1 protein-coding gene is annotated in these 413 nt (G+C 62.5%); it reads right to left on the reverse strand.

Going from position 1 to position 413, the window contains the following annotated elements:
* Positions 1 to 413: FAD-binding protein (locus tag NE591_RS12815; RefSeq protein WP_256156809.1), on the reverse strand; the 413-nt coding region annotated here is incomplete at both ends.

Here is a 413-nt window from a genome sequence, read left to right on the forward strand (position 1 = left end):
CGCATGGGGTATTCGTAAGTGGGGTTGAAGAAGTGCTCGATGGTGGGGGCGAAGTAGTAGGTGCCGCCAGTGGGATGATCGGCCTCCATGGGGGTGACGCCGAGGGTTTTTCCGTTGGCCTCCATGATGGGGGTGATCCACTCGATCATCTCCTTGCCCTCGCGAAGCCAGGTCTTGAAGACGCGCTGGTCCACGCGGCCCGAAGCATAGCGCGTCAGCTCGTTGAGCACCTTCATCTCATCGACTGAATCGGCCACTTCCAGGGCGTACTTGGAGTTGATGGCGCCCACGTACTCGCGGGTGTCGCCCACGCTCGTGCCCTTCTCAGCTACGATAAAGTCGAGGCCGAGGTCGCTCGCGGTGCCGGCGGCCATCATACCGGCGTTGCCGGCGCCGATGACGAGGAAGTCGGT

The organism is Adlercreutzia sp. DFI.6.23 (assembly GCF_024462535.1).
GTDB classification, from domain to species: Bacteria; Actinomycetota; Coriobacteriia; order Coriobacteriales; family Eggerthellaceae; genus Adlercreutzia; species Adlercreutzia rubneri.